The organism is Bradyrhizobium sp. 190 (assembly GCF_023073415.1).
Lineage (GTDB): Bacteria > Pseudomonadota > Alphaproteobacteria > Rhizobiales > Xanthobacteraceae > Bradyrhizobium.
This window is the reverse complement of sequence record NZ_JADPJL010000005.1, coordinates 220,309-245,695: the sequence shown is the minus strand read 5'-3', so window position 1 is coordinate 245,695 and position 25,387 is coordinate 220,309. Positions and strand designations below refer to the sequence as shown.

The window sequence follows — 25,387 nt, the reverse complement described above, 5'->3', positions numbered from 1 at the left end:
CGCGCTCAATTCATCGTCGGGATCGAGAATTCCGCGCCCTCCTTGACGCCGGACGGCCAGCGCGAGGTGATCGTCTTGGTCTTGGTGTAGAAGCGGATCGAATCCGGGCCGTGCTGGTTGAGGTCGCCAAAGCCGGACTTCTTCCAGCCGCCGAAGGTGTAGTACGCGATCGGCACCGGGATCGGCACGTTGATGCCGACCATGCCGACATTCACCTTGGCGGCGAAGTCGCGGGCGGCGTCGCCGTCGCGGGTGAAGATCGCAACGCCGTTGCCATAATCATGGTCCGACGGCAGCGCCAGCGCTTCCTTGTAGTCGTGGGCGCGCACCACCGAGAGCACCGGGCCAAAGATCTCTTCCTTGTAGATCCGCATGTCCTTGGTGACGTTGTCGAACAGGCAGCCGCCCATGTAGAAGCCGTTCTCATAGCCCTGCATCTTGAAGCTGCGGCCGTCGACCGCGAGCGTCGCGCCTTCCTTGATGCCGATGTCGACATAGTTCCTGACGCGGTTGAGCGCCTCTTTCGTCACCAGCGGACCGTAATCGGCGGAGGGATCGATCGAGGTGCCGATCTTCAGGCTCTCGACGCGCGGGACAAGCTTTTCCATCAGCCGGTCGGCGGTGGTCTTGCCGACGGGCACGGCGACGGAGATCGCCATGCAGCGCTCCCCGGCCGAACCGTAGCCCGCGCCGATCAGCGCGTCGACGGTCTGGTCCATATCGGCGTCCGGCATCACGATGGCGTGGTTCTTGGCGCCGCCAAAGCACTGCGCGCGCTTGCCGGTAGCGGCCGCGCGCTCATAGATATATTGCGCGATCGGCGAAGAGCCGACGAAGCCGACGGCTCGGATATCGGGATCGTCGAGAATGGCGTCAACCGCTTCCTTGTCGCCGTTGACGACGTTGAGGATGCCCGGCGGCAGCCCCGCCTCGATCATCAATGCGGCCAGCATCATCGGCACGCCGGGATCGCGCTCCGAAGGCTTCAGGATGAAGGCGTTGCCGCAGGCGATCGCAGGCGCGAATTTCCACATCGGGATCATCGCCGGGAAATTGAACGGCGTGATGCCGGCGACCACACCCAGAGGCTGCCGCATCGAATAGATGTCGATGCCGGGGCCCGCGCCTTCGGTGTACTCGCCTTTCATCAGATGCGGGATGCCGCAGGCGAACTCGACGACTTCGAGGCCGCGCTGGATGTCGCCCTTGGCGTCGGGAACGGTCTTGCCGTGTTCACGCGCCAGCATGTCGGCGAGCTTGTCGTAATCGCGCTGGGCGAGTTCGAGGAATTTCATCATCACGCGCGCGCGGCGCTGCGGATTGGTGTTGGCCCACTCGACCTGGGCATCCCTGGCGTTCTCGACGGCGGCCCGAACCTCGGCCTTGGAGGCCAGCGCCACCTTGGCCTGGACGTCGCCGGTCATCGGCTCGAAAACATCAGCCGTCCGCCCGGACGTGCCCTTGACCTCTTTGCCGCCGATAAAGTGTCCGATTGAGCGCATAAATACCTCCCTGAGATCCCCGCAGGATCGCTTTGAGCTCTTTTTGACCCGCATTTCTTGGGATACAAGTCCGATATATTGCACCTTAGATGTGCGGAAATGCTGGATCAAGGCACTAAGACGATCGATTGGGATGACTTCCGTTTCGTGCTGGCGATCGTCCGCGGCGGATCGGTTTCCGCTGCCGCCAAGCAGCTATCGGTCGATCATGCCACAGTGATCCGCCGTGTCGACCGCCTGGAACGGCATCTCTCGGCAAAGCTGTTTGATCGCCGCAAGACCGGCTACCTCTTGACTGAGGCCGGCCAGCGCGTCGCCGACAGCGCGGAAGCGATGGAGTCCACCATCGTTGCCAACCAGGAGGCGGTCGGCGGCTCGCGTGCGCATCTGACCGGCACCGTGCGGATCGGCGCCCCCGACGGTTTCGGCAGCCATTTTCTGGCCTCGCGGCTGGTGAAATTCACCGAACGGTATCCCGATCTCGACCTGCAGCTCGTTGCCACCGCGCGGCTGTTCAGCCTGTCGAAGCGCGAGGCCGATATTGCGATCAGCCTGACGATGCCGAAGGAAGGCCGCATCGTCGGGCGCAAGCTGCTCGACTACAACCTCGGGCTCTATGCCGCGCCCTCCTATCTCGACCGCGCGCCGAAAATTGCGAGCCGTTGCGACCTGCCCGCGCACCGCTTCGTCGGCTACATCGAGGAACTGCTGTTCACGCCGGAACTAGACTACCTGCCGCAGGTCTCGCCAAAAATCTCCGCGAAATTCCGCAGCGCCAACCTGATCGCGCAGCTCAACGCCACCATCGCGGGTTTTGGTATCGCCGTGCTGCCGCATTTCATGGCGACGGCGCATCCCGAATTGCGGCCGGTATTGCCGGACGAGGTCAGGATTTCGCGCAGCTTCTGGATGCTGATGCACGCCGACAGCAAGGATCTGGCGCGGATCAGAGCGGTTGCCGATTACATCCACGAGACGGTGGAGCGCGAGCGCGCGCTGTTTGGAGGAAGGTGAATTTGTAGGGTGGGCAAAGGCGCGTAGCGCCGTGCCCACCATCAAACACTCCGCTCGCGATGGTGGGCACGCTACGCTTTGCCCACCCTACGAATTCCACGAATTCAATTCACCTTCGCCCGCGCCTTCTTCGCAGCCAGCTTCGCCTCGGTCCGGCTAAGCGCCGCCTCACGGCCGGCGACGAGAATTTCGTCCGACAGTTCACCGCTGCCGGCCACACGTGACATCACGAGCGTACCCATCATGGTCGCCAGCGTGCCCATGGCCTGCTTGCGCGCTGTCTTTCGCGGCAGATCCGGAATCTGATCGGCCATCACCTCGATCAACTGTTCCAGCTTGGCGCTAAAGGCCTTGCGGGTTTTGGCGCTTTCGCGGGCGATCTCGGCGCCGAGCGTGGGGACCGCACAGCCGCGGCCGGGATCGTCGCGATGCACCGTCGAGACGTAGGAATCGACGATCGTCGAGAGCCGTTTCTCCGGCGGCGTTTCAGCGGCGATCTCGCGCCAATGCTCGACCGAGCGGTCCATCGCATAGGCAAAGGCCTCGATCACCAGCGCCTCGCGGGAATCGAAATGCGCGTAGAAGCCGCCATGGGTCAGGCCCGCCTCCTTCATCAGGTCGGCGACACCGATGCCATGCGCGCCCTTTTCGCGAAGCCGCACCGAGGCCTTTTTCACGATCCGCGCGTGGGTTTCCTGCTTGTGCTCTTTCGAATAACGCATCGAGGCGTCCCATTAAATGTCTGCAGTCATATAATAGCAGTTGCCCGTGGGAAAAGCTGCATCTATTTCGCTTTTTCAACGCCGATCATCGTGAATGTGGCGGTCGCGTGCACTGCAAGATTGCCCGCGCCATCGCGAACGAAGCCTTCGGTATAGCTGGTCTGGCGGCCGAGTTTTACCACTTTGCCTTCCGCCGAGATCGTGCCCGATTGCACCGACAACGGCCGCAGATAGGTCAGCTTGAGGTCCAGCGTGACCGAGGTCTGCCCCGCCGGCTGCATGGTGGCAATGGCGCAACCCATGGCGGTATCCAGCAGCGCCGCGGCGGTCGCGCCATGCAGCAGCCCGATAGTGTTCTCCAGGCTCTCATCCGGATCCAGTTCCATCACGATCCGGCCGGGCTCGGCGATGTGCATCTCAAAACCGATCAATCGCGCCATCGGCGGCGGTGGCAGGATGCCGTCGCGGATCGCGCACATCGTCTCCAGCCCGGACATCCCGAAGGCCGCCTTTGCCACAGGCCCCGGCGCCTGCCATTCCACCACCCGGTGCCTCCGCGTATCGAAGGAAAACAGATCGACGGTCTCGGTCGTCGTCATGGCGACTCCTTTGAATGATGATCGTAATTCTATATCAACGCGCGGCGTGGCGCAACGCCCCTCGCCCGCCCTTGACAAGCCGGCGCAATGTCTTGGAAGTGACGTCAACCGCCAGAACTAGTCCGGGAAAAACAAATGGAAATGCTCACTCCCCATTGCGGCATCGACCGCGACGGCAGAGGCGTCGTTCGCCTGTCGATCTGCAACGCAGGCACCCTCAACATCCTCTCCTCCGCCGTCACCGACGGGGTTCGCGAAGGGTTTGAGAAACTTGCCGGCGACAAGGACATCCGCGCGGTGATCCTCGCCGGCCAGAGCGAGAAGAGCATGATCGGCGGCGCCGACATCAAGGAGATGGCGCGGCTCGACCAGAAATCCGCGGAAGCGTTCATCACGCGGCTGCGCGACCTGTGCGAGGCCGTGCGCAACTTTCCTGCACCCGTGATCGCGCGACTTCCAGGCTGGTGCCTCGGCGGCGGGCTGGAAGTTGCTGCCGCCTGCGATTTCCGGATTGCCGCCCACGACGCCAAATTCGGCATGCCGGAAGTGCGCGTCGGCATCCCCTCGGTGATCCACGCCGCCCTGCTGCCGCGGCTGATCGGTTGGGGCCGCGCCCGCTGGCTGGTCATGACGGCGGAGAATATCGACGCGCCCACTGCGCTCGCCTGGGGTCTGGTCGACATGGTCGCGAAGGAAGGCGGGCTCGATGCCGCGGTCGAGCATACGGTGAAGGCGCTACTCGAATGCGGTCCCGAAGCGCTGCGCGCGCAGAAGGCATTGATGCGGCAATGGGAGGAACTGCCGCTGACGGAGTCGGTCAACTTAAGCGTCGGCGTATTCGGAAAGTCCTTCCTGACCGGCGAGCCGCAGCGGCTGATGCAGGGATTTCTCGACCGCAAGAAATAGACGGAGGAAGGCATGAGACCTGCCGGCAAGGGAGCGCTGGAGTCGCTCTACTTCGACTATCCCCGCTTTGCTGCGCGGCGCGTGCCCGAGCTTGACGGTGCCACGACACGACACCCGGTAATGATCGCGGGTGCCGGCCCGATCGGCATGACCGCGGCGCTGGTGCTGGCGCGCTACGGCATCAAGAGCGTGCTGATCGATCGCAAGGACACATTTAATGACGGCAGCCGCGCGATCTGCATCGCCCGACCGAGCATGCATATTCTGGAACGGATCGGCGCAGTCGCGCCGTTTATCGAAAAGGCGCTCGGCTGGCGGTTCGGCCGCAGCTACTATCGCGGCGAGCAGATTTTCCGGCTGGAGATGCCGCAACCGCCGGGTGAAAAATACCTGCCGATGTACAATCTGCAGCAGCAGTACATCGAAAAATTCCTGCACGATGCGGTCGCGGCCAGCGACCTCATCGACATGCGCTGGCAGAGCGAGCTTTCGGCCATCGAGCGCCACGTGGACGGGGTTTCTGCCCGTATTTCGTCGCCGGAAGGAAACTACTATCTCGACGCTCTCTATCTGCTGGCGGCCGACGGCGCGCGCTCGCCGATCCGGTCGATGCTCGGACTCCGCTTAAAAGGTGACAATTACGAAGGCCGCTATGTGATCGCGGACATCCGCATGGATCATGACTTCCCGACCGAGCGGCGGGCGTTCTTTGAGCCAAGCGGCAACCCCGGCGGCACTGTGCTGATCCACAAGCAACCGGACGATATCTGGCGCGTCGACTATCAGCTTCGCGAAGGCGAGAGCGAGGAAGAAGCCCTCAAGGAGGAAAACATCCGCGCACGCGTCAGCGCGATCCTCGCCGATATCGGCCACACCAAACCGTGGGAACTGGAATGGTGGAGCGTTTACTCCGCCAACACCCTCTGCCTCGACGATTACCGGCACGACCGCGTGTTCTTCATCGGCGATGCCGCGCACATCGTACCGATTTTCGGCGTGCGCGGACTGAACAACGGCCTGGCGGATGCCGAAAACATCGGCTGGAAGCTGGCGCTCGTCCTCCACGGCGAGGCGGACGACCGGCTGCTCGACAGCTATTCGCCGGAACGGCGCGGCGCCACGCTCGACGTGTTCGCCAATGCCACCAAGAGCACGCGCTTCATGACGCCGCCGACGCGCGGCTGGCGACTGGCGCGCGAGGCCGCGCTGTCGCTCAGCTTGAAGCACGACTTTCCGCGAGGCCTCGCCAATCCGCGCCAGATGCAGCCCTACACCTATTCAGACAGCGTGCTGACACCCTATGCCGGACGCGATGCCGGATTTGCCGGCGGGCCGGTGTGCGGCAGCGTCGCGCCGAACGCAAAGCTCATCGATGCAATTCACCTGCTCGATCAGGCCGGCACCGGCGTGACGGCGATACTGTTCTGCGGGGCGCAGCCCACCGCCGAACAGGCGGCATTGCTCGAACATCTCGGCCAGGTCGACAAGCGGTTTGTTGCAATTGTGATTGGCTCAGAGAATTCCATATCCGGCGCAAAGACCATTGCGGACCAGGACGGCGAAATCGCCCGGATATTCGCCGCCGAGCCCGGCACGATCTATCTGCTGCGACCCGACCTTCACATTGCCGGGCGATGGAAAGCTGCCATCCCCTCCGAGATCCTGAAAACCGCCGAAATTTGCCTGGGAGGCGAGACGCCATGAGCGTGATGCCCTTCGAAGAGTTCGAGTCTGCCTATGAGACGCTGGCGATGGCGATCGATTCAGCCGGAGCGGAGCGTGAAGCCCTGTTCTTGACGCGGCTGGCGTTGGTACTCGGCCATGAACTCGGCGACATCGTGGCCTTCAGGAAGGCTATTCAGACAGCGCTCGAGGGCCTGGAATAGCGATGCCTCGCGCGACGGCTTGCCCTCGCGGATCGATCAATTTCTCTCATGCGAATGGGGCAGATTTTTCATGGGATGATCCGTTGCGATTTTCCGCAACGCATAATATTATAAGTATAATTCAATATCGAAGTTGGCCCCGCACGCGGATCAACCGGCAGTAGTTTCGTGTCCTGAAATGAGGGAAGTGCGACATTTAAGTCAGAGTGCCGTCACGTCAGAATGCACACTGCAAACCAGACAGACCTTCCCCCTGAAATCCTCTGAGGATCAATGATCTCGAACTGGCTGTCAGCCGCCCTCGCCCGCCGCAACATCCATTACGGCTGGGCGATGGTCGCGGTGACTTTTCTCACCGCCCTGATCTCGGCTGGCACGGTCGGCGCCCCCGGCGTTTTCATCGTCCCCCTGCAGAAAGAATTCGGCTGGACCACGGCCGAGATTTCCTCGGCGCTGTCGATCCGCTTCATCCTGTTCGGGCTGATGGCACCCTTCGCCGCAGCGCTGATGAACCGCTACGGCTTGCGCAATGTGACGCTGTTGGCGCTGCTGATCGTCGTATCAGGGCTCGTCGCGTCGCTGGCGATGACACAGGTGTGGCAGCTGATGCTGCTGTGGGGCGTGGTGATCGGACTCGGCACCGGAATGACGGCGCTGGTACTGGGAGCGACGATTGCCGCGCGCTGGTTTGCGGCGCGGCGCGGGCTCGTGGTCGGCATCCTCACCGCGAGCGTTGCGACCGGGCAGCTTGCCTTCCTGCCGCTATTGGCAATCCTCACCGATACCTACGGCTGGCGGATCGCGCTGGCGCTGGTCTGCGTGATGCTGGGCGTGGCCGCCTTCGCCGTGCTGATGGTCATGCGTGACCGGCCGAGCGACGTCGGCCTGCGGCCGTTCGGCGACGAAGGCACCGAGCCGCTGCCGACGCCACCGCCGAACAACACGCCGATCATGGCGGCGGCGCTCGGCACCCTCCGCGATGCCTCGAAGTCGGGTGTGTTCTGGATCCTGTTCGCCACCTTCTTCATCTGCGGCGCCAGCACCAACGGTCTGGTTCAGGTCCACCTGATTCCGATGTGCCTCGATTTCGGCATTCCGCAGGTGCAGGCGGCAAGCCTTCTCGCGGCGATGGGCATTTTCGATTTTGTCGGCACCATTGCGTCGGGATGGCTGTCGGATCGCTACGACAATCGGAAGCTGTTGTTCTGGTATTACGGGCTGCGAGGCCTGTCGCTGTTGTTCCTGCCCTTCTCCGATTTCACGCTCTACGGCCTGTCGCTGTTTGCGATGTTCTACGGGCTCGACTGGATCGCAACCGTGCCGCCGACCGTGCGGCTCACCGCACAGCGGTTTGGCGCCGAGCGAGCCAACCTTGTGTTCGGCTGGATTTTTGCGGGCCATCAGTTAGGTGCGGGTGTTGCAGCGTTCGGTGCAGGCCTGTCGCGGACGATGCTGCAGAGCTACCTGCCCGCCTTCTTCGTCGCCGGCGCGCTCTGTATCGTCGCCGCGCTTATTGTGCTGGCGATCTCGCGGCCGAAGCCGGTAGCGGCGGCGTGAGCACTTGTAGGGTGGGCAAAGGCGCACTTGCGCCGTGCCCACCATCTGTCCGCGATCATGATGCTGAATGGTGGGCACGCTTCGCTTTGCCCACCCTACAATCTTACGGCCGCGTCGCCATGTTTGTCGGCGGACCCACATTCCGTATCGGCTCGGCCAATCGCGCGAATTCGCACAACAGCGAGCGCGTCTTGCGGGGATCGATCACTTCCTCGACCCAGAATTTCTCGGCGGAGCGGAACGGCGAGCGGAGCTTGTTGAGACGCTCCTCGATCTCCTTCAGCTTCGCGGGCGGATCATCTGAAGCATCGATGTCGGCGCGGTAGGCCGCCTCGATGCCGCCTTCCAGCGGCAGCGAACCCCAATAGGCCGACGGCCAGGCATAGCGCATCGAATAGCGGTTGGCCGGCTGGTGCACGACGCCCGCCACGCCGAACGCGTTACGCACGATGATGGTGCACCAGGGCACGGTCGACTGGTTGACCGCAGCCATCGCACGCACCCCGTGGCGAATGGTCGCCGACTTCTCGGCCTCGAGTCCGATCATGAAGCCGGGGCAATCCATCAGGTAAACGACCGGCAGATGGAAGGTTTCGGCGAAATCGACCCAGCGCACCACCTTCTGGCACGCCTCCGCCGTCCATGACCCACCATAGTGGAAGGGATCGCTGGCGAGCAGCAGCACCGCGCACCCCTCGAGCCGGGCAAGCCCGGTGATGATCGGGCGGCCGAAATTGGCGTTGACCTCGAAGAAGGACCCCTCGTCGACCACGGCGTCGATGATCGGGCGCATCTTGTAGACCTGACGGCGATTGCGCGGCACCGCCTTCAGCAGCGCTTCCTCCGCGCGCTCCGGATCGTCCGTGCAGGGCGTGGTCGGCGGCAGGTCGTACACCGATGATGGCAGATAGGACAGAAAACGCCTGGCGCGTTCGAACGCCTCCTCCTCGGTGTCTACGGCGTCATCGACACCGCCGGCGCGGGTCTGGATCTCGGCACCGCCAAGTTCCGCTTTCGTCAGGTCCTGGCCAAGGCGTTTTACGACCGGCGGGCCGGCGACGAACATCGCGGAATTCCGGGTCATGACCGAATAATGGCTGGCGGCAAGCCGCGCCGCGCCGAGGCCCGCGACCGAACCGAGCCCGAGGGCGACCACGGGCACGCGCGCCATGTTCGCGGTCGTGAACCAGTACCAGCGCGTGCCGCCGACGCCGCCGGGCAGATTGGCAGCCCCGCGCGTTTCAATCGTCTTCACCGAGCCGCCACCGCCCGAACCTTCGATCACACGAATGATCGGCAGACGGAAATCATGCGCCATTTCCTCGGCCATCAGCGGCTTGGCCGAGATCGAGGCGTCGGCCGAGCCGCCGCGCACGGTGAAATCGTCGCCAACCACGACCACGGTGCGGCCGTCGACCTTGCCGCGGCCGAACACGCAGTTCGCCGGCGTCAGGTGCTTGAGTTCGCTGTTTTCGTCATATTCGGCGATGCCGGAAATGGCGCCGATCTCGTGGAAGGAATTCTTGTCGATCAGTCTGTCGATGCGCTCACGAACCGTGAGCCGGCCCTGGTCATGCTGGCGCTTGACCTTGTCAACGCCTCCCATCTCGCGCGCGAACGCTTCGCGCCGAGCGAGGTCGTCGAGCTCCGGCTTCCAGTTCATTCGTATCCTCCGTTTTGATGATTTTATTGTTGTTATGGCCCGGCACCGGAAGCGGCTTTCTTTCCATGCGGTTTGCGAAGATATCGCCCTCGGCGCCTTCGAGCAGGCCGCCGATCGCAACGCCGAGTTCGAGCATCTGCGGCGCCACTTCCCTATGCAGCCGCTTCTCATCAAACATCGCGGCGAGAAGCCCGATCGTCACGACGACGAAGGTTTGATATTGCGGCGACCACACCGGCACCGCGCAACCGTTGATATGCGGGCTCCAGGTGCCACAGCCCACGACGTAGCCGTGTTCGCGCAAATGGCGGCGGTTGTCCTCGATGCGCGACTTCAACAATCCCGAGTTTCCCGGGATCTCGCGCTCCATTTCGGCGATCAAGGCATCGCCGACATCTATATCGAGCGCTGCGGTGTAGGCAAAGCCGGCCGCGGTGCTCGTCATCGAGATGCGGCTGCCGGTGCCTTCGTGCAGGCCGAGCGCGTTCGCGGCACGCGCGAATTCGAGATAGACCAGATGATACCGATCGGGAATCACGAAGCCGACGGTACCCGGCAATTGATCGGCGACGTCCTGCAGCCGCAGCCGGATAAGATTGCGAAGCTGCAACCCCTTCATCATCGAGGTGCTCATCGCCACCGCGCTTGGACCGATCCGGTATTTCTGGTCGCGCGGCAGATAGACGAGCTGGCCCATCCGCGTCAGCGTGTGCGTGAGCCGCGATACCGTCGACCGCGGCAGACCACAGCGGCTGGAAATTTCCAGATTGCCTAATCTGGCTTCATGACCCTCGAAGCAGCGCAGGACGTCGAACGCCCGCGACACCACCTGGATCACGTCACCCTCGCCTGCGAGATCGCTGGCGAGCATTCCCTGCTTGCTAAGCCGTTCCGAGCGTCTTCCCATTTTTTATGGCTCCATTCCGCCCTGCGGAATAAAATTCCACTTGCAGAACAAACTACCTCAGGCAATCTGCGGCCACAACAAAAAGCCGTTCGCGAGGACACCAGTCCGTCAGACGGTTCCCGGAGAACGGAAATGCCAGACATCAAGATCGTCACCGAAGTCGCCGGTCGCGTGTGCGCGCTTCCCGTCACAACCGGCGGCGATGTCGGCGACGGCGACGAGATTGCTTTCGTCGAAGCCATGAAGATGGAAATTCCGGTGACGTCGACGGCGGCAGGAAAAATCAAGGCTATCCTGGTCAAGCTCGATGACGTCATCGCTGAAGGACAGGTCGTCGCAATCATCGAAGCTTAACAAGATCACGGCATAAGCATTCTTCGAATGCATTCCGCGACAATCTGTCCAGCCCGGCTGTTGAAGTCTGCGCACCTAACGTTGCCATCGCCAGCAGCCGATGACATGATCAACGCTAACGAGTGAACTTTCGCAAAAAGCGAAAACTATCTGAGGGGAAAATTATGATTCATCGGTTGCAGGCGCTCGCGCCAATTGCCCTTGCAGGCATCTCGCTGCTGGCCTCGCCGGCCTGGTCACAAGACGTCAAGCTGCCGCCGACCATGGTCGTCACCGCCTATGACACCGGAACGGCGGGCTTCAACATCGCCGTCGGCGTCGGCAAGATGATGAAGGACAAATACGGCACCGATGTCCGCGTGCTGCCCGCCGGCAATGACGTGGCGCGACTGGCGCCGCTGCGCGCCAAGCGCGCGGCCATGTCCGCGATGGGCTCCGGCACCTATTTCGCCCAGGAAGGCGTGTTCGAATTCGGTACCAAGGAATGGGGTCCGCAACCCCTGCAACTCGTGCTTTCCTCGGTCGACTGCAACGCCGGCACGCTCGGCGTCGCCAAGGACACCGGCGTGACCGAGATCAAGCAGCTCAAGGGCAAGCGCGTCGGCTTCGTGGTCGGTTCGCCGGCGCTGAACCAGAACGCGCTCGCGATCCTGGCATTCGGCGACCTCAAGCAAAGCGACGTCAAGGTCGTCGAGTTCTCGAGCTATGGCGCGATGTGGAAGGGCATGATCAACAACGACGTCGATGCCGCCTTCGCCACCACCATCACCGGCCCGGCGAAGGAACTAGAAACGTCGCCGCGCGGCATCATCTGGCCGCCTTTGCCCCACAGCGACAAGGCGGGCTGGGAGCGCGTGAAAAAGGTCGGCTCGTTCTTCTTCCCGCACGTCGCGACCTGCGGCGCCGGCATCACAAAGGACAAGCCGATCGAGCTCGGCAACTACCCCTACCCGATCTTCATGGCCTACGGATCGCTGCCCGCCGACGAAGTCTATTCCATCACCAAGGCGATGATCGCGGGCTACGACGCCTATAAGGATTCCGCGCCGGGCGCCGCCGGTCTTGCGGCCGACCGCCAGACCAAGAACTGGGTGGTCCCGGTGCATCCGGGCGCCGCGAGGGCGCTGAAGGAGGCCGGTCAGTGGACCGACGCACAGGAAGCCCACAACAAGGAACTGCTGAAGCGCCAGCAAGTGCTGGCCGCCGCATGGACAGATTATGGCAAGGCCAGTCCGTCATCGGATGACAAGGCGTTTCTTGACGGCTGGATGAAGGCGCGCGCTGCAGCGCTGGCAAAGGCGAATATGCCGAACGGCTTTGAATAGCACCGCCGCTATTCGCTCAAGTCGAAGGCCAACACCGTCTCGGGGGAAATGATGTCGAGCGATAGCGTAGTCGCGCCTGCAAAACGAATTGAGTTCGACGACCCGCATGCCAACATGCAGGAAGCCGAAGTCACGCGGGTGCGAACATTGCGTGGGGCCTGGCGCTGGGCGCTGGTTGTTGCCACCGCGGTAACCATCCTGCTGTGCATCAACCAGCAGTTCTCACTGCGCTTCTTCCTCGGCTACACGCAGCTCAACACCGAGTATTTCTATCTGCTGATCGCGCTGATGCTGCCGTTCACGTTCCTGATTTTTCCGGGAACCGGGAGCGCGCCGCTCGATCGAATTCCCTGGTATGACATCCTGCTTTTTGTCGCCACTTTCGCCTGCGCCATCCTCCTGATGCGCAGCGTCCGCAAGGCGGCGGAAGCCGGCTGGGAATTCGGTGGCGCGCCGATGGACGTCATCGTCGCCGGCGTCATCATGTGGGTGGTGCTGATGGAGGCGTTGCGGCGCACCGGCGGCTGGAGCCTGTTGCTGAGCGTGCTGCCGTTTACGGTTTATCCCCTGTTCGCCGATGCGAAGTGGTTGGGACCGTTCCGCGGCACGCAATCGACGCTCGAACAGGCGACCTCCTATCACGTGCTGTCGGGCGAAAGCCTGCTCGGCATTCCGATCCAGGCCTTTGCCGACACCGTGATCGGCTTCCTGGTATTCGGCACCGCGCTGATGATGACGGGCGCCGGAAAGTTTTTTATCAACCTGTCATTCTCGCTATGCGGCACCTTTCGCGGCGGCGCGGCAAAAGTCTGTATCTTCGCCTCCGGGCTGCTCGGCATGATGTCGGGTTCGATCATCTCCAACGTGCTGACCGCCGGCACCATGACCATTCCGGTCATGAAGAAGAGTGGCTTCCGCGCGTCTTATTCTGCCGCGATCGAGGCCTGCGCGTCGACCGGCGCGGTGCTGGCGCCGCCGGTAATGGGTGCGACCGCGTTCGTGATCGCGCAATTCCTCAACGTCAGCTACGCCGACGTCGCGCTCGCCGCGATCATTCCGGCGGTGCTCTATTACGCCGGACTGTTCATGCAGGTGGACTCCTATGCGGCGCGTCACAACCTGAAGGGCATTCCGCGTGCCGAACTGCCCAAGGTCTGGGATACGATCAAGGACGGCTGGTATTATGTCTTCGTCATCGCGCTCCTGATCGTGATGCTCTTGTATTTCAAGCGCGAGAGCCACGCGCCGTTCTACGCGACCGCGCTGCTTCTGGTCTTGAACCAGCTTTTCTCAAAGGACACGCGCTGGACGCTCTCGACCATCAACAAGTTCCTCGAGGTCAACGGACGCACCTTTGTCGAGCTGGTCGGCATCCTGGCTGGTTGCGGCCTGCTGATCGGCGCGTTCTCGATGACCGGCGTCGTCTCCAGCCTCGCCAACGATCTGTTGCGGATCGCCGGCGACAATGCGTTGCTGCTGCTGGTGATGTGCGCCTTCACCAGCCTCGTCCTCGGGCTCGGGCTGACCACGACGGCCTGTTACATCTTCCTCGCCATCCTGGTGGCGCCCGCGCTGGAGAAGCTCGGGCTCAACCGCATGGCTGTGCACATGTTCATCTTTTACTGGGGCATGCTGTCCTCGATCACGCCGCCGGTCGCCATCGCCTCCTTTGCCGCGGCCGGCATCGCCGGCTCGCCGGCGATGAAGACGGGATGGGAATCGATGTGGGTCGGCAGCATCATCTATTTCATCCCTTTCTTCTTCGTGCTGAACCCGGCGCTGGTGCTGCAGGGACCAAGCCCGTATCTCGAAGGACTCGGGCTGATGGCGCTGGCGGGCTTCGGCACGTTGTTCATCTGCGGCGGCATCCAGGGCTACCAGGTGTTTGTCGGCGACCTCAGGGGCGCAGGCACGCTGGAATGGCCGCTGCGCATATTGCTCGTGATCGGCGGCTTCGTGATCGCAACACCCGGCGGCGGCATCATGCCGCTCTCACAATGGCAGGTCACCTCTCTAGGATTGGCGATCCTGATCCCGACCGTGCTGGTCGCACTCGTCCTGATACGGCGCCAGACGCTGGCGCCGAACCGGTTGCGCACACCCTGATTGCGTTGCACAAGAGGAGGCGATGAAACAATCGCCTCCTCCGCTCATGGCCGGCCCCGCTGCCTGGACCAGTTCGAAACCGCCCTTGCTGCGGTTCCTGAACGCCTGCCACGCGGATTTCGCGCCCGAGACCAGCGGCGCGGTTGCCGATTACATCCCCGAACTCGGCAAGGCCGATCCTGCCCATTTTGGCATCAGCCTCGCCACCCTCGACGGCCATGTCTACGAGGTCGGCGACACACAAGTCCCTTTCACGATTCAGTCGATGTCGAAACCGTTCGTGTTCGCGCTGGCGCTGGACACGCTGGGTGCGGTACGGGTCGAAAGCGTCATTGGTGTCGAGCCGTCGGGCGATCCCTTCAACTCGATCCGCCTCAACGCTGAAAACCATCCCTTCAATCCCATGGTCAATGCCGGCGCGATCGCCTGCTCCGGCCTGATCCATGAGGCCAAAGGCGACGCCGCGTTCGAATATATCCGCCAGGCACTGGGGCGGTTTGCCGGGCGCGACCTCGACGTCGATGATGCTGTTTATGCCTCCGAAAGCACCACCGGCGACCGCAACCGTGCGATCGGCTATCTCTTGCGCACCAATGCCGTGATCCGGGACAATGTGGCTGCCGTGCTGGAGGTCTATTTCCGGCAATGCGCCATCCTGGTGACGGCGCGCGATATCGCTGTCATGGCGGCCACCCTCGCCAACCGCGGCATCAATCCCGTGACCGGCGAACAGGTGCTGAGCGCTTATGCCATCTCGCGGACGCTCTCCGTCATGACGAGCTCCGGCATGTACGATTACGCCGGGGAATGGATCTACCGGATCGGCATCCCCGCCAAGAGCGGTGTCGGCGGCGGCATCCTTGCGGCGCTACCGGCGCGGCTCGGGCTCGGCAGCTATTCGCCGAAACTCGACAAGCACGGCAACAGCGTGCGCGGCATCAAGGTCTGTGAGGCGCTGTCATCGCATTACGACCTGCATATGCTCAACCGCAGCGACGACGCCCGCAACAGCATCATTGCCGATTACGACATCGGCAACAGCCCGTCGCGACGCGTGAGGCGCGCGCAGGAACAGAATATCCTGGCCGCGCGCCACCAGGACGTTCGCGTCATCGAACTGGTGGGCACGCTGTCGTTCTCCAACGTCGATTACGTCTCGCGCCAGCTTGCGGCCAAGCCGCGGCCGCAGCTCGTCATCTTCGACCTGCGCCGCGTCACGGCCATGACCCGCGCCGGCGCCCGCCTGCTCGCCGAGGAATTCCGCGAACTCGCAGGTTACCACGTCACCGTAATCCTGTCCGGCATCAGGCGGTCGTCGCCGGACTGGAAAATGATCGCGGAATGGACGGAAGGCCTGACCAACATCCGCAACTACTACCTGCTCGATGCCGCGATCGAATGGGCGGAAGATCAGGTGGTCTATCGTTACGGCGGCGCGATCGATTTCTTCGAGGCGACCGAACTCTCCGAACAGGCGCTGCTGGCGGGGCTGACGGACGAGGAACTGACCGATCTCGTCTCGCTCGCTTCGATCCGGACCTATCAAGCGAGCGAAAAGATCATCACCGCCGGCGATCCCGCGACCTCGGTATTCTTTCTCAGGAGCGGCGTGGTGCATGTCACCCTGCCCGACGGCATCCGCCTGGCGACGCTGACGGCGGGAATGCCGTTCGGCGAAATGGCGCTATTGGAGCCGCGCCGCTCGGCAGATGTGCTGGCCGACATGGCCGCGACCGCCTACGAAATCCCGCTGCGCGATTTCGAGCGATTCCGAAAACAGCATCCGCGCGCCGGCGAGCGGATCATGCGCAACCTTGCGCAATTGCTGGCCGATCGCCTGATCCTGGCGAATGCCAAGCTGAATGTGTTGACGTCGGGCTGATCTCGGGCCACATGGTTCGATTCGTAGGGTGGGCAAAGCGCAGCGTGCCCACCATTTCGCACCGCGCTCGGTGAGAGATGGTGGGCACGTCGCTTCGCTCCTTTGCCCACCCTACGAAGAGCCGCGCAGCGGCGTCTCGAAGGATCCCTATCCCGCCTTGCCCCGTCCGTTCTTTTCAGCTGCACGCCGCAGGGCTTCGGCCAGTGCGCCGCCCTGCTCCTGCGCCTTGCGCGGCGCGGATGACGTCATCGACGCCTTGGAATATTCGCGCATCTTGCTTTCTGACAGCTTTGGGCCCTTCTCGCCGACTTCGTCATCGAGGCGCAGCGTCAGCGCGATGCGCTTGCGGGCGACTTCGACCTCCAGCACCTTGACCTTGACGATGTCGCCCGGCTTCACCACCTCGCGCGGGTCCTTGATGAAGGTTTTCGACATCGCCGAGATGTGCACCAGGCCGTCCTGGTGCACGCCGATATCGACGAAGGCGCCGAAGGCCGCGACGTTCGTCACCGTGCCTTCCAAGATCATGCCGCGCTTGAGGTCCTTGATCTCTTCGACCCCCTCCTTGAAGACGGCGGCCTTGAATGCCGGACGCGGGTCGCGGCCGGGCTTTTCCAGCTCACGCAGGATGTCGGTCACCGTGGGCAGACCAAACGTTTCGTCAACAAAGGCCTGCGGCTTCAACTGGCGCACGATCTCGGCATTGCCGATCAGCGCCTTGATGTCGCTCTTGGCTGCGGTGAGTATTCGCCGCACCACAGGATAGGATTCCGGATGCACACCGGACGAATCGAGCGGGTCTTCACCGCCGTTGATGCGCAGGAATCCTGCGCATTGCTCGAACGCTTTCGGTCCCAGCCGCGGCACTTCCTTCAGCGCCTTTCGCGATTTGAACGGCCCGTTGGCGTCGCGATGCTGCACGATGCTTTGCGCGAGCCCTGCGCCGATGCCCGACACCCGCGCCAGCAGCGGCGCGGAAGCCGTGTTGGCATCGACGCCGACGGCGTTGACGCAGTCTTCGACCACGGCATCGAGCGAGCGCGCCAATTTTGTTTCGCCGAGGTCATGCTGATACTGCCCGACACCGATCGCCTTCGGATCGATCTTGACGAGCTCGGCCAGCGGATCCTGCAGGCGCCGCGCGATCGACACCGCGCCTCGCAAAGTGACGTCGAGTTCCGGCAATTCCTCGGACGCAAAGGCCGAGGCGGAGTAGACCGACGCGCCCGCTTCGGACACCACGATCTTCGACATTTTCAGGTCCGGCAGCAGCTTGACCAGTTCGGTCGCCAGCTTGTCGGTCTCGCGGGAGGCGGTGCCGTTGCCGATCGCAATCAGGTCGACGCGGTGCGCGACCGCGAGCTTGCCCAGCGTCGCCAGCGCCGCATCCCATTGCCTTTGGGGCTCGTGCGGATAGACCGCGGTGGTCGCCACCACCTTGCCGGTGGCGTCGACGACGGCGACCTTGACGCCGGAGCGATAGCCGGGATCGAGCCCCATGGTCACGCGCGCGCCGGCCGGCGCCGCCAGCAGCAGATCGCGCAAATTCGAGGCGAACACGCGCACGCCCTCGGTCTCCGCCGCTGTCCACAGCCGCATCCGCAGGTCGATGTTGAGATGCACCTGGATCTTGGTGCGCCAGGCCCAGCGCGCGGTCTCGATCAGCCAGCGGTCGCCCGGGCGGCCCTGATCGGTAATCGCAAAGCGCTGCATGATTTTCAGTTCATACGTGCTGGGAACGCCGGCCGTCGGAACATTCGCCTCGGGCATCATCTGCAGCTCGAGGATTTCTTCCTTCTCGCCCCGAAACAGCGCGAGAATGCGGTGCGACGGTAGCTTGTGAAGGGCTCCGTTGTAGTCGAAATAGTCCTTGAACTTCTCGCCTTCGGTCTTCTTGCCCTTGCGCACGGTGGATGTCATCACCCCGTTCGACCACATTTCTTCGCGCAAGCGCCCGATCAGATCGGCATCCTCGGCAAAGCGCTCTACCAGGATCGCACGCGCGCCTTCGAGCGCCGCGGCGACGTCCGCCACCTGCTTCTCGGCATCGACGAAGGTCGCGGCCACGGCCTGCGGATCGTTCTGCGGCTGCGTCAGCAACAGTTCGGACAAAGGCTCGAGCCCGGCTTCCTTGGCGATCTCGGCCTTGGTGCGGCGCTTCGGCTTGAACGGCAGGTAGATGTCTTCCAGACGCCCCTTGCTGTCGGCCGCCATGATGGCGGCTTCCAGCGCGGCGTCGAGCTTGCCCTGCTCGCGGACCGAGTTGAGGATGGCAGTCCTGCGCTCCTCGAGTTCGCGCAAGTAAGTCAGCCGCTCTTCCAGTGTGCGCAGTTGCGCGTCGTCAAGCCCACCGGTGACTTCCTTGCGATAGCGCGCCACGAACGGCACGGTGGCGCCGCCATCGAGCAATTCGACTGTCGCCGAGATCTGCTGCTCGCGAACGCCGAGTTCTTCCGCGATCTGTCGATTGATATTTGCCACGGCCAAATCTTTCCCGAAACCAGGGCGGCAGGTGAATCGCCCCCGCCGCCGGAGGCCGCTTATGGACCATCGCAGATTATTTCATCAAGGCATCGCGGGAAACAAATTGATCTGTGGATGGCCTTAATCGAACAATTCAATATGTGCGAACAACCGGTTGCGATGACACAAGATAAAGGTGGATCGATGGCGTTGTAATGTGTAAACGGACGCTCCCTCCAGGAGCACCCATGTCCATCTGTGGCCTTGATTTCGGAACGTCGAACACGACGCTTGGCACCATCGAAGGCCGGGCGCCGGTTCTGGTGGCGCTGGAGGCGGCCCAGACCACTATACCCAGCGCGATGTTCTATGAGGTGGACGGGGGCGTTCTGATCGGCCGCAGGGCTGTGGAAGCCTATGTTGAAGGCGCACCCGGCCGGCTGATGCGCAGTCTCAAGTCGGTGCTTGGAACCTCGCTGATCGACGAAACCACCCGGCTCGGACGCGCACGGGTCAGCTTTCGCGACGTGATCGCCTATTACCTCGGTGCGGTCAAACGCCGCGCGGAACAGGCCACCGGCCATGAACTGCGCAATGTTGTCCACGGCCGGCCGGTTCACTTCGTCGACAATGCGCCGGACGCCGATCGCAAGGCGGAGGAAACGCTGCGGATAATTGCGCGGGGGATCGGCTTTGACGAGGTCACGTTTCAATTCGAACCGATCGCCGCGGCTCTGGACTATGAGCGACAGATCACATCCGAGGAAGTCGCATTGATCGCCGATATCGGCGGCGGCACGTCGGACTTTTCGATCGTGCGTCTGGGGCCCGAGCGCCACGGCAAGGCGGATCGCGCGGCCGATATTCTCGCCAATGACGGCGTGCGCATCGGCGGTACCGATTTCGACCGGCAGCTCAGCCTCGGCGTGGTCATGCCGTTGTTCGGCTTCCGCAGCGCCATGAAGCGTCCCGGGCTTGACGTGCCGTCGAGCTATTTCCACGACCTCGCGACCTGGTCGAGCATCAACCGCATGTATGAGCCACGCGTGATGGCCGATATCCGGCAGGTGCGGCAGGAGGCCAGCGAGCCGGAACTCCTCGACCGGCTGATCCGCGTGGTGCACGAACAGCGCGGCCATACGCTGGCGATGGAAGTCGAAGACGCGAAGATCGCCCTGTCCGAGAAGCGCCAGGCTGGCATCCCGCTGGAGTGGGTTACCCCTGGTCTTGGCGCTGATATCAGCCGCCCCGATCTCGTCAGCCACACAAAGCAGCTCGCCGATCGCATCGCGGCTCGAATCAACAACTGCCTTGTTCAGGCGGGATTAGCCGCCGATGATATCGACGCCGTGTTCCTGACCGGCGGCTCGGTGAAACTCGCTCACGTCCACAAGGCGATCACCAAGGCCCTGCCGTCGGCCCGGGTCGTCGAAGGTGACATCTTCGGCGCGGTCGGCAAGGGATTGACGCTGGAGGCGCTGCGACGATACGGGCCTTTGAGCTGAGAACGGCCGCAGATCAGCCCACGACTTCTCAGCCCACCACTTCTGTTACCGGTTGCAGGTCGATGGCAAACGTCTCCAGAAATTTCGACGTCATGATGTAGAAGCCGACCGAAAGCTGCAGTTCGACCAATGCGGCCGGGGTCAACTTGGCGGCGATGGCGTTGAAGGTCGAGTCAGTCGGCTTGTGGAGCTTGACGATTTCGTCGGTGAAGGCGAGCGCGGCGCGCTGCACTTCGTTGAAGCACGTCGCCACCTGCCAGTGCTCCAGCGCCTCGTTCTGCTCGTCGGTGACGCCAACGTTCTTTCCGATCCGCTTGTGGGCGACGATTTCGTAGGGCGACTCGCACAGGATTCCGGTGCGGGTGATGGCGAGCTCACGCAGAATCGGGTCCAGCTCGCCCTTGTGCCTGATGGCACCGCCGAGTCGGCAGTATTGTTCGAGATGGCTCGGCGAATGCGCCATCATGCGAAAGATGTTGGCATTGCGGTTTTTGCCCAGCAATTCGCGGGTACGTTCGTTGTGTTTGGCGGGATCGCTGTATTCGACGCGGGCCATTTCATCACCCTGGGGTTTGGGGATTTTCTGATTTGTTGACAGGGAGATCATGCACCGCAGCAGAACGCTGATCAACCGTCGAAACGCCGCGGCTCAGGTTCGGGCCCCGTGCCCAAGCCGTTCGACTCGCGCCAAAAAACTCCCTCTCTCGTGCACAAACCGGCTACGCGCGAGCCAAATTGCCGCCTCAATGCTGGTCGATTCTCAGCACTGTCGATATTCGCTGAGTGGGGACTCAAAAGAGCGAATACTCGTCGCGGGGTGTTCCGAGTAAACCAAACTGAGTTCATCAGGCCTTCACGGGCAAGGATGACTCATGCCCAAGTCTAGGGAGTTAGGCATGAAGGAAGCCACCAGGAAGGCGGCCTCGGAAGCGCTTGCGCAAACGCTAGCGGTAACGGCGATGCTCGTCATCGCTAGTGTTGTGTTCTACTGGCACTGAATGTTGACGCGTCGAAGCACTCAGATTTTTCAAGGTTCCGCGTAATCTGGGTTGCTTCGTTGCGTGAGCATTTTGCCTGAAGCTTACTTCGTTTTCTCGAAATACGGGACCAGCTTTCCCGCAAACGGCTGATAGCTCGCGGTGACGATGTCGCCGATTGCCAGATCACTGGCACCATGGGCCATCATGCGAAAGCCCTCCTCCGCATCGACCAGCACGATATTGTAGGGAACGTGCGCGCGCGTCTCCGGTGTCGCGGCGCGACATACGAGCGACGTCGCGTAGACCGTCGCGGTTCCACTGGCGCGCTTCTGTGCCGGATCAGGCGCACCACATGCGGCGCAGAAGCTGCGGTGGAAATATTGCACAGCTCCACAAGCATCACAGGACTGATAGACGATGGCCTCGGCACCCTTGGTCCAGTCGGCGATTCTATCGGTCATCGCACCCGCTCCAGAAACATGCTGACATGCGACGACAGCACGCCGCCATCGCCATGCAGCAGCGCGATCGAGGCGTCGCGGACCTGGCGGGGGCCAGCGCGCTCCGTCATTTGCAAATGCGTCTCGACCAGATGCGCCATCGCGCCGCCGACACCGCAATGGCCGTAGCTCAAGAGGCCGCCATGGGTGTTGAGCGGCATGGCGCCGTCGCGGCCAAAATGCCCTGCCCGCACCCGCGCCGCTGCCTCGCCGCGCCCGGCAAGACCGAGGTCTTCCAGCAGCATTGCGAGCGTGATGGTGAAGCTGTCATAGACGGCGGCGTAACGGACATCCGATATCGCGACACCCGACGCTGCCTTGGCCTTGGCGATCGCGATCTCGGCACCGAGCTCGCTCAATGCCGGCGCGGCCGTGACGTGCTGATGGGTATGCGCCTGCGCAGCGCCGCGCACGCGAATGCCGGCCGCACCGGTTAGCTCGCGGCTGACCACGAACGCCGCGCCGCCGTCGGACACCGGGCAGCAATCCAGGAGCTTCAGCGGCATCGCCACCGGCTTTGAGGCCATCACGTCGGCCACCGTAATCGGCTCGTGGAACTGCGCGCCAGGGTGGGTCATGGCGTGGGCGCGCATCAGCACCGCGAACTCGGCGAGGTCTTCCTGGGTCACACCATATTCGTGCATGTAGCGCGACGCGACGAGGCCGTAATAGGCGGGAATCGTCGGCCCCAAGGTCACCTCGTAATCGAGATGACCGACTTGCGCCAGCGCCTGGATCGAGGCGTCGCGGCTCTGCCCGGTGAGACGGTTTTCGCCGCCGACCACAAGCACATGCTTTGCGACGCCGGCGTCGACCAGATGATGCGCCAGCATGGTCATCGCGAGACCTGTCGCGCCGCCGACCTGCACGGCGTGCGCATAGGATGGCTGGATGCCAAAATGCTCGGCGAACACGGTGGCGAGCATGATGTGCGGAGAGACCGTCGAATAACCGCAGAGGATTCCGTCGATCTCGGATCGCTTCAGCCCGGCATCGGCAATCGCAAGCTCGGCCGCCTTGCTCATGAGATCGAGCGAGGAAGAGCCTTCGTGCTTACCGTAAGACGTCAATCCGACGCCGGTGATGAAGCTCATGATTGTCTAATTCTCAATACGACTTGGGCAGGCCCAGCACCTTCTCAGCGATAAAACTGAGAATGAGCTGCGGGCTGATAGGCGCGATGCGCGGGATCAGGGATTCCCGCAAATAGCGCTCGACATGATATTCCTTTGCGTAACCGAATCCGCCATGCGTCATCACCGCCTGCTCGCAGGCGTGGAAGCCGGCTTCGGCCGCGAGATATTTGGCGGCATTGGCGGCCGGTCCACACTGCATGCCCTGATCGTATTGCCAGCCTGCCGAAAGCACCATCAGCCACGCAGCTTCCAGCTCCATCCAGTTCTTCGCCAGCGGATGCTGAATGCCCTGGTTCATGCCGATCGGGCGGTTGAACACGATGCGGTTCTTCGCATAGGCCGCGGCGCGCGACAGCGCGATCTGGCCGAGCCCCACCGCTTCCGCCGCGATCAGGATGCGCTCGGGGTTCATGCCGTGCAGGATATATTCGAATCCGCGGCCTTCTTCGCCCAGGCGATCCTCGACCGGGATCTCGAAATTCTCGAAGAATAATTCGTTGGAATCGACGGGCTTGCGGCCCATCTTTTCAATCTCGTGCACGGTGACGCGCTTCTTGTCGAAGTCCGTGTAGAACAGGCTCAACCCGTGGGTCGGGTTCTTCACCTCCTCCAGCGGCGTCGTGCGCGCCAGCAGCAAGATCTTGTTGGCGACCTGCGCGGTGGAAATCCAGACCTTCTGGCCGTTGACGACATATTTGTCGCCCTTGCGCACCGCGCGGGTTTTCAGCTGCGTGGTGTTCAGCCCGGTGTTGGGTTCGGTCACGGCGAAACATGACTTGTCGCGACCGTCGATGATCGGCGGCAGCATGCGCGTGCATTGCTCCTTGGTACCGAACACGACCACGGGATTGAGCCCGAATACGTTCATATGCACGGCGGAAGCGCCGGACATGCCGGCGCCCGATTCCGAAATCGTCCGCATCATGATCGCGGCGTCGGTAATACCGAGCCCCGAGCCGCCATATTCCTCGGGGATGCAGATGCCGAGCCAGCCGGCATCCGCCAGCGCACGGTGGAAATGGGCGGGATAACCGCCCTCCTTGTCCTTTTTCAGCCAATAGGCATCGTCGAAACGCGAACAGATTTTTCCGACCGCATCGCGGATCGATTCCTGGTTGGCCGATAGCGCGAAATCCATATGTCCGTCCTATGTGTTTGGCACGGCCTTGGTGACGCCTTCGCGCACCAAGGCGGCAATTTCGTCCGCCGAGAACCCCGCTTCGCTGAGGATTTCCGCGCTGTGCTCGCTCAGGCGAGGCGCCAGCCGTTTGGTTTCAACCGGCGTTTCCGAAAACCGCGCCGAAGGTCGCATGTTGCGGATGCGGCCTTCGGTTGGATGATCAACGACCGGGAAGAAATCGGTCGTGACGATGTGCGGATCCTGCAACAAGCTTTCGAGGTCATGCATCGGCATGACCGGCACGTCGGCCTTTTCCAGGATAGCGGTCCACTCGGCGGTGGTTTTGGTCTCGAGGATGCGCGCCAGTTCGGCATAAACCACGTCGATATTGACGGCGCGGCCGGCGAAGGTCGCAAATTTCGGGTGAACGCGAAGGTCGTCGCGCCCGGTTGCATCGAAGAAATTCTGCCACTGCTTGTCATTGTAGACGATGACGCAGATATAGCCGTCCGAGGTCTTGTACGGCCGCCGGTCCGGCGACAGATGACGGGCATAACCGCCCTTGTCGAGCGGCGGCTCATAGGTGAGACCGCCCATGTGATCGCCCATCACGAAACCGGCCATGGTCTCGAACATCGGGATATCGACGCGCTGGCCGCGGCCGGTGCGGTTGCGATCGACCAGGCTTGCGCAGATCGCGCCCACCGCCGTGAGGCCGACGATGCGGTCGACGAGGGCATTGGGAACGTAGCGCGGCACGCCGTCGGCGGTCTGCGCCATGAGCGCCGGCAAAGCGGTGGCGCCCTGGATCAGATCGTCGTAAGCGGGCTTTGCCGCATAGGGCCCGTCCTGGCCGAAGCCGAACACGCCGGCATAAATCAGCCGCGGGTTGATTTTCGACACCACGTCGTAACCGAGATTCAGCCGCGCCATCGCCTGCGGGCGCACATTATAGACCAGCACGTCGGCGGATTTGACCAGCCGCAGCACGGCGTCGCGCCCGGCCGGCTTCTTTAGATCGAGGCAGATCGAGCGCTTGCTGCGGTTGGTGTTGAGGAATACCGGCCCCATGCCGGGATGACGGGTCGGCCCGATCTGCCGCGTCACGTCGCCATCGAGCGATTCCACCTTAATGACGTCAGCGCCGTAGTCGCCGAGCATCTGGGTGGCATAGGGCCCCATCAGCACGGTCGTCATGTCGATGACCTTGATGCCTTCCAATGGTCCCATGGCTCAGCCCCGCTCCCCGCACTACGGCCA

The 25,387-nt window shown here is 62.7% G+C and carries 21 protein-coding genes; 10 read left to right on the top strand and 11 right to left on the bottom strand.

Features of this window, described 5'->3' with window-relative positions; translation table 11 throughout:
- Positions 1–5: 5 nt before the first annotated feature.
- Positions 6–1,502, bottom strand: a complete 1,497-nt coding sequence (locus tag IVB22_RS02365) for a CoA-acylating methylmalonate-semialdehyde dehydrogenase (RefSeq protein WP_247515704.1) — start codon at positions 1,500–1,502, stop codon at positions 6–8.
- Positions 1,503–1,601: 99 nt separating this feature from the next.
- On the opposite strand from IVB22_RS02365, the gene IVB22_RS02360 reads away from it, so the two are divergent.
- Complete coding sequence (locus IVB22_RS02360; protein ID WP_247515703.1) at positions 1,602–2,516, top strand: LysR family transcriptional regulator; 915 nt, start codon at positions 1,602–1,604, stop codon at positions 2,514–2,516.
- 104 nt (positions 2,517–2,620) lie between these two features.
- Here IVB22_RS02360 and IVB22_RS02355 read toward each other — a convergent pair whose 3' ends face one another.
- A complete protein-coding gene (locus IVB22_RS02355) occupies positions 2,621–3,238 on the bottom strand; it encodes a TetR/AcrR family transcriptional regulator (protein ID WP_247515702.1) in 618 nt (205 codons plus the stop codon).
- A gap of 62 nt (positions 3,239–3,300) precedes the next feature.
- Positions 3,301–3,837 (bottom strand): PaaI family thioesterase, encoded by a 537-nt coding sequence (locus IVB22_RS02350; RefSeq protein WP_247515701.1) that lies wholly within the window; start codon positions 3,835–3,837, stop codon positions 3,301–3,303.
- Positions 3,838–3,972: 135 nt separating this feature from the next.
- Here IVB22_RS02350 and IVB22_RS02345 point away from each other — a divergent pair, with 135 nt between their 5' ends.
- From IVB22_RS02345 to IVB22_RS02330, 4 genes are all read left to right on the top strand, one after another.
- Positions 3,973–4,743, top strand: a complete 771-nt coding sequence (locus tag IVB22_RS02345) for an enoyl-CoA hydratase (RefSeq protein ID WP_247515700.1) — start codon at positions 3,973–3,975, stop codon at positions 4,741–4,743.
- 12 nt (positions 4,744–4,755) lie between these two features.
- Positions 4,756–6,447, top strand: coding sequence for an FAD-dependent monooxygenase (locus tag IVB22_RS02340; RefSeq protein WP_247515699.1), 1,692 nt, complete (start codon positions 4,756–4,758; stop codon positions 6,445–6,447).
- The gene (locus tag IVB22_RS02335; protein WP_247515698.1) at positions 6,444–6,629 is read left to right on the top strand and encodes a hypothetical protein; all 186 of its coding nucleotides are present in this window, start codon (positions 6,444–6,446) and stop codon (positions 6,627–6,629) included. The genes IVB22_RS02340 and IVB22_RS02335 overlap by 4 nt, the downstream gene beginning before the upstream one ends.
- Positions 6,630–6,902: 273 nt before the next feature.
- Entirely contained in the window at positions 6,903–8,186 is a 1,284-nt protein-coding gene (locus tag IVB22_RS02330; RefSeq protein WP_247515697.1) for an MFS transporter, read from the top strand.
- Between the two features lie 103 nt (positions 8,187–8,289).
- Here the strand turns inward: IVB22_RS02330 and IVB22_RS02325 are convergent, their stop codons facing one another.
- Positions 8,290–9,849, bottom strand: a complete 1,560-nt coding sequence (locus IVB22_RS02325; protein WP_247515696.1) for an acyl-CoA carboxylase subunit beta — start codon at positions 9,847–9,849, stop codon at positions 8,290–8,292.
- Entirely contained in the window at positions 9,779–10,756 is a 978-nt protein-coding gene (locus tag IVB22_RS02320; protein ID WP_247515695.1) for an IclR family transcriptional regulator, read from the bottom strand. The genes IVB22_RS02325 and IVB22_RS02320 overlap by 71 nt, the downstream gene beginning before the upstream one ends.
- A gap of 132 nt (positions 10,757–10,888) precedes the next feature.
- Between IVB22_RS02320 and IVB22_RS02315 the strand changes: the two genes are divergently transcribed.
- From IVB22_RS02315 to glsA, 4 genes are all read left to right on the top strand, one after another.
- Entirely contained in the window at positions 10,889–11,110 is a 222-nt protein-coding gene (locus IVB22_RS02315) for an acetyl-CoA carboxylase biotin carboxyl carrier protein subunit (protein ID WP_247515694.1), read from the top strand.
- Between the two features lie 164 nt (positions 11,111–11,274).
- On the top strand, positions 11,275–12,435 hold the full coding sequence (locus IVB22_RS02310; protein WP_247515693.1) for a TAXI family TRAP transporter solute-binding subunit: 1,161 nt from the start codon (positions 11,275–11,277) through the stop codon (positions 12,433–12,435).
- 51 nt (positions 12,436–12,486) lie between these two features.
- The gene (locus IVB22_RS02305) at positions 12,487–14,541 is read left to right on the top strand and encodes a TRAP transporter permease (RefSeq protein WP_247515692.1); all 2,055 of its coding nucleotides are present in this window, start codon (positions 12,487–12,489) and stop codon (positions 14,539–14,541) included.
- A gap of 22 nt (positions 14,542–14,563) precedes the next feature.
- Positions 14,564–16,423 carry a glutaminase A gene (gene glsA / locus IVB22_RS02300; RefSeq protein WP_247515691.1) on the top strand — a complete coding sequence of 620 codons (1,860 nt, stop codon included), beginning with the start codon at positions 14,564–14,566 and terminating at the stop codon, positions 16,421–16,423.
- 147 nt (positions 16,424–16,570) lie between these two features.
- Here the strand turns inward: glsA and IVB22_RS02295 are convergent, their stop codons facing one another.
- On the bottom strand, positions 16,571–18,904 hold the full coding sequence (locus IVB22_RS02295) for a Tex family protein (protein ID WP_247515690.1): 2,334 nt from the start codon (positions 18,902–18,904) through the stop codon (positions 16,571–16,573).
- 230 nt (positions 18,905–19,134) lie between these two features.
- Between IVB22_RS02295 and IVB22_RS02290 the strand changes: the two genes are divergently transcribed.
- Positions 19,135–20,391, top strand: a complete 1,257-nt coding sequence (locus tag IVB22_RS02290) for an Hsp70 family protein (protein ID WP_247515689.1) — start codon at positions 19,135–19,137, stop codon at positions 20,389–20,391.
- A gap of 28 nt (positions 20,392–20,419) precedes the next feature.
- Here IVB22_RS02290 and IVB22_RS02285 read toward each other — a convergent pair whose 3' ends face one another.
- The 5 genes from IVB22_RS02285 to IVB22_RS02265 all read right to left on the bottom strand — a co-directional run bounded on the left by IVB22_RS02285 (position 20,420) and on the right by IVB22_RS02265 (position 25,357).
- Entirely contained in the window at positions 20,420–20,947 is a 528-nt protein-coding gene (locus IVB22_RS02285; RefSeq protein WP_247515688.1) for a carboxymuconolactone decarboxylase family protein, read from the bottom strand.
- 525 nt (positions 20,948–21,472) lie between these two features.
- Positions 21,473–21,832, bottom strand: a complete 360-nt coding sequence (locus IVB22_RS02280; protein WP_247515687.1) for a Zn-ribbon domain-containing OB-fold protein — start codon at positions 21,830–21,832, stop codon at positions 21,473–21,475.
- Complete coding sequence (locus IVB22_RS02275) at positions 21,829–22,965, bottom strand: thiolase family protein (protein ID WP_247515686.1); 1,137 nt, start codon at positions 22,963–22,965, stop codon at positions 21,829–21,831. The genes IVB22_RS02280 and IVB22_RS02275 overlap by 4 nt, the downstream gene beginning before the upstream one ends.
- Positions 22,966–22,978: 13 nt before the next feature.
- Positions 22,979–24,145: an acyl-CoA dehydrogenase family protein gene (locus IVB22_RS02270; RefSeq protein WP_247515685.1), complete on the bottom strand. Its 1,167-nt coding sequence runs from the start codon at positions 24,143–24,145 to the stop codon at positions 22,979–22,981.
- Between the two features lie 9 nt (positions 24,146–24,154).
- Positions 24,155–25,357, bottom strand: coding sequence for a CaiB/BaiF CoA-transferase family protein (locus IVB22_RS02265; protein WP_247515684.1), 1,203 nt, complete (start codon positions 25,355–25,357; stop codon positions 24,155–24,157).
- Between the last annotated feature and the right edge of the window lie 30 nt (positions 25,358–25,387).

Coding starts and splice junctions, on each gene's coding strand:
- IVB22_RS02365 (WP_247515704.1), bottom strand. CDS start 1,502: ATGCGCTCAATCGGACACTTTATCGGCGGCAAAGAGGTCAAGGGCACG.
- IVB22_RS02310 (WP_247515693.1), top strand. CDS start 11,275: ATGATTCATCGGTTGCAGGCGCTCGCGCCAATTGCCCTTGCAGGCATC.
- IVB22_RS02355 (WP_247515702.1), bottom strand. CDS start 3,238: ATGCGTTATTCGAAAGAGCACAAGCAGGAAACCCACGCGCGGATCGTG.
- IVB22_RS02265 (WP_247515684.1), bottom strand. CDS start 25,357: ATGGGACCATTGGAAGGCATCAAGGTCATCGACATGACGACCGTGCTG.
- IVB22_RS02340 (WP_247515699.1), top strand. CDS start 4,756: ATGAGACCTGCCGGCAAGGGAGCGCTGGAGTCGCTCTACTTCGACTAT.
- IVB22_RS02360 (WP_247515703.1), top strand. CDS start 1,602: ATGCTGGATCAAGGCACTAAGACGATCGATTGGGATGACTTCCGTTTC.
- IVB22_RS02325 (WP_247515696.1), bottom strand. CDS start 9,849: ATGAACTGGAAGCCGGAGCTCGACGACCTCGCTCGGCGCGAAGCGTTC.
- IVB22_RS02305 (WP_247515692.1), top strand. CDS start 12,487: ATGTCGAGCGATAGCGTAGTCGCGCCTGCAAAACGAATTGAGTTCGAC.
- IVB22_RS02345 (WP_247515700.1), top strand. CDS start 3,973: ATGGAAATGCTCACTCCCCATTGCGGCATCGACCGCGACGGCAGAGGC.
- IVB22_RS02275 (WP_247515686.1), bottom strand. CDS start 22,965: ATGAGCTTCATCACCGGCGTCGGATTGACGTCTTACGGTAAGCACGAA.
- IVB22_RS02315 (WP_247515694.1), top strand. CDS start 10,889: ATGCCAGACATCAAGATCGTCACCGAAGTCGCCGGTCGCGTGTGCGCG.
- IVB22_RS02350 (WP_247515701.1), bottom strand. CDS start 3,837: ATGACGACGACCGAGACCGTCGATCTGTTTTCCTTCGATACGCGGAGG.
- IVB22_RS02335 (WP_247515698.1), top strand. CDS start 6,444: ATGAGCGTGATGCCCTTCGAAGAGTTCGAGTCTGCCTATGAGACGCTG.
- IVB22_RS02270 (WP_247515685.1), bottom strand. CDS start 24,145: ATGGATTTCGCGCTATCGGCCAACCAGGAATCGATCCGCGATGCGGTC.
- IVB22_RS02330 (WP_247515697.1), top strand. CDS start 6,903: ATGATCTCGAACTGGCTGTCAGCCGCCCTCGCCCGCCGCAACATCCAT.
- IVB22_RS02290 (WP_247515689.1), top strand. CDS start 19,135: ATGTCCATCTGTGGCCTTGATTTCGGAACGTCGAACACGACGCTTGGC.
- glsA (WP_247515691.1), top strand. CDS start 14,564: ATGAAACAATCGCCTCCTCCGCTCATGGCCGGCCCCGCTGCCTGGACC.
- IVB22_RS02280 (WP_247515687.1), bottom strand. CDS start 21,832: ATGACCGATAGAATCGCCGACTGGACCAAGGGTGCCGAGGCCATCGTC.
- IVB22_RS02320 (WP_247515695.1), bottom strand. CDS start 10,756: ATGGGAAGACGCTCGGAACGGCTTAGCAAGCAGGGAATGCTCGCCAGC.
- IVB22_RS02285 (WP_247515688.1), bottom strand. CDS start 20,947: ATGGCCCGCGTCGAATACAGCGATCCCGCCAAACACAACGAACGTACC.